The organism is Micromonospora foliorum (genome assembly GCF_022229015.1).
Lineage (GTDB): Bacteria > Actinomycetota > Actinomycetes > Mycobacteriales > Micromonosporaceae > Micromonospora > Micromonospora foliorum.
The window spans coordinates 1-2,703 of the sequence record NZ_JAKKFF010000463.1 but is presented as its reverse complement, the minus strand read 5'-3'; the positions used below and the strand labels follow the sequence as shown (position 1 = coordinate 2,703).

General features: G+C 74.0%; 3 protein-coding genes. 1 reads left to right on the top strand and 2 read right to left on the bottom strand.

The features are described from left to right. Both PSH25_RS27895 and PSH25_RS27890 read right to left on the bottom strand, forming a co-directional pair. Positions 1–186: DUF1028 domain-containing protein (locus PSH25_RS27895; RefSeq protein WP_238661866.1), on the bottom strand; the 186-nt coding region annotated here is incomplete at its 3' end. A 48-nt stretch (positions 187–234) separates the two neighbouring features. Further along, positions 235–1,455 (bottom strand): low temperature requirement protein A, encoded by a 1,221-nt coding sequence (locus PSH25_RS27890; protein ID WP_238661865.1) that lies wholly within the window; start codon positions 1,453–1,455, stop codon positions 235–237. Between the two features lie 154 nt (positions 1,456–1,609). On the opposite strand from PSH25_RS27890, the gene PSH25_RS27885 reads away from it, so the two are divergent. Next, on the top strand, positions 1,610–2,593 hold the full coding sequence (locus PSH25_RS27885; RefSeq protein WP_238661868.1) for an LLM class F420-dependent oxidoreductase: 984 nt from the start codon (positions 1,610–1,612) through the stop codon (positions 2,591–2,593). The last annotated feature ends 110 nt before the right edge of the window (positions 2,594–2,703 follow it).

Sequence of the window (2,703 nt, the reverse complement as noted above, 5' to 3'; positions counted from 1 at the left end):
CACCCCGGTGCGCAGCAGGGTGAGGCCCTGCGGGCGGTAGGCGAGGTTGACGTGCGCCTGGGTGGCCAACGCGCCCACCTCGGCAGCGGCGGCCGGCACCAGCGCCCCGGCGGCGAGGAACTTGCTGGCGACGGCCACGCCGTGCAGGCGGCCGTCGGCGGAGCGGGCGACGAGCGAGAAGGTCACCGGCCGAGAGTAACCGTCCGGGCCGGCGCGTCATCGGCGGCGCGAGGCTCAGAACGGTGGTGCGGCGGGCTCCGGTGGGGCGCCGTGGGCCCGACGGGCGTCGACCACCGCGACCCCTGCCAGCACCACCGCCCCGACAGCGGTCGCGACCACACCGGGCAGGTACAGCAGCGGCACCGCCGACGCCACCAGCACCGCGAGGGCGATCCACCGGGACGGGGAGACCCGCCCGAACACCTCGTACTCCAGGCGGGCCCGCCCGGCCAGGAACAGGGCCGGTCCGCCGAGCACCATGGCCAGCCACGGACCCGGGATCCGCTCCAGCGGATGATTGATGATCAGCTCGTACCCGATGGCGGTGCCGGCGAGACCGATCACCATCAGCAGATGGGTGTCGGCCGCCGACCGGCCGATGGTGGCGGGGTGGCGGGCCTTCATCACCGCCTCGCCCAGGATCCGGCCGGCCCGCTGCACGTAGATGCGCCACAGCATGATCGAGGTGGCCAGCGCCAGCGCGAACGCCCACACGTGCCCCGCCTCGTACGGCCCCGCGCTGTAGGCGAAACCCGCCACCAGGATCGTCTCGCCCAGCGCGACGAGGAAGAACTGCTGGTACCGCTCGGCCAGGTGCTCCCCGGCGATCTCCCACTTGGAGACCGTCGAACGACCCAGGCCGGGCACCGGCCAGCCGTAACGGCCGGCCAGGTACTCGATGAGCAGCGCCGCCGACCAGAGCACCACCTGCGCGTTGGTGGTCAACATCGCTCCGCTGATCCAGAGCACCCCGGTGACGGCGAAGACCACCGCCATGCGCACCTTCAACCGGCGGTACGGGTGCGGTCCGAGCGCGATCGACAGGATCACCGGCCGGGTCACCTGCGCGACGACGTACGCCACCGCGAACATCAGTCCGGTCGCGCTGAACGCGCGGGGGACCGCCACCCCCATCACCATGCTGCACACCAACGCGGTGATCACCACGGTCTGCAGCGGCACCCGGTACGGGTCGTACCGGCTGGTCGTCCACGCGGTGCCCTGCCAGACCGCCCAGAGCGCGAGCAGCAACAGCAGTGTCTTGCCGCCGCCGGTGACCGTCCCCCAGCCGTGCTCCCGGCCCGGTTCCCGGGTCAGGTCCTCGAACGCGCGCGCCGAGATCCGGGTGAGCGCGAAGACGTACACCAGGTCGAAGAAGAGTTCCAGGAACGTCGCCCGGCCGGGAGCGGCCGCCGCGGGGACCGGCTCCAGGTGTCCCGCTGCCCTGGAAGCCATGGTCAGCGGCCTGCGCCGTCGGTCCGGTCCACCTCGAAGTCGTAGCACTTCCCACCTGTGCGCACGGCCGGAAACCGGCGATTCTGCCCAGCCCGGGGATCTTGCTCGGGCCCGCGTCAACGGGCACGATCGACCGGTGACGAATCGATGGGGCATGACGGTGCCGCTGGGCGGGATCGCGCTGGCGCAGCACGACGCGGCCTACGCGGCCCTCAACCGGGCCGGGTTCACCGACGTGTGGTCGTCCGAGGTCGCCGGGACCGACGCGTTCACCCCGCTGGCGCTCGCCGCGGCCTGGCAGCCCGGGCTGCGGCTCGGCACCGCGATCACACCTGTCTTCACCCGAGGCCCCGGGCTGCTGGCGATGAGCGCGGCGGCGCTGGCCGAGGCGGCGCCGGGCCGGTTCTCGCTCGGCATCGGCGCGTCCTCACCCGTGCTGGTCCAGGACTGGAACGCGGTGCCGTTCGACGAGCCGTTCCGCCGCACCCGCGACGTCCTGCGCTTCCTGCGCGCCGCGCTGGCCGGCGAGACCGTCGACGAGGCCTACGACACGTTCGCCGTCCGCCGGTTCACACTGGAGCGACCGCCGGCGGTGCCGCCGTCGATCCTGCTCGCCGCGCTGCGCCCGGGGATGCTCCGGCTGGCCGGCGCGGAGGCCGACGGGGTCATCCTCAACTGGCTCAGCGCCGAGGACGTGCCGCGTGCCCTCGCCGAGTTGGGCGAGCGGCGCGCCGGCTTCGAGGTCGCCGCCCGGATCTTCGTCTGCCCCACCGAGGACGCCGCGTACGCCCGGGCGCTGGGCCGGCGGCTCATCACCAGCTACCTCACCGTCCCGGCGTACGCCGAGTTCCACCGCTGGCTCGGCCGCGACGAGACGCTCGCGCCCATGTGGGCGGCCTGGGCCGCCGGTGACCGGCGGGGCGCCAGCGCGGCGGTGCCCGACGAGGTGGTCGACGCGCTGGTGCTGCACGGCTCACCGGAGCGGTGCCGCGCCGAGGTGCGCCGCTACGCCGACAACGGGGTGGACGTGCCGATCTTCGCGCTGCTGCCCACCCCCGAGGTCACCGCCGGCGGCGCGACCGCGCTGCTGAGCCTCATCGCCCGGTTGGGCACCAACCTCGTGGAGGCGTCCGCGTGAACCTGACCGACCGGATCGTGGTGGTCACCGGCGGGGCCGGTGGCATCGGCGCGGCGCTGTCGCGCCGGTTCGCCGCCGAGGGGGCTGCCGCCGTGGTGGTCGCCGACCTG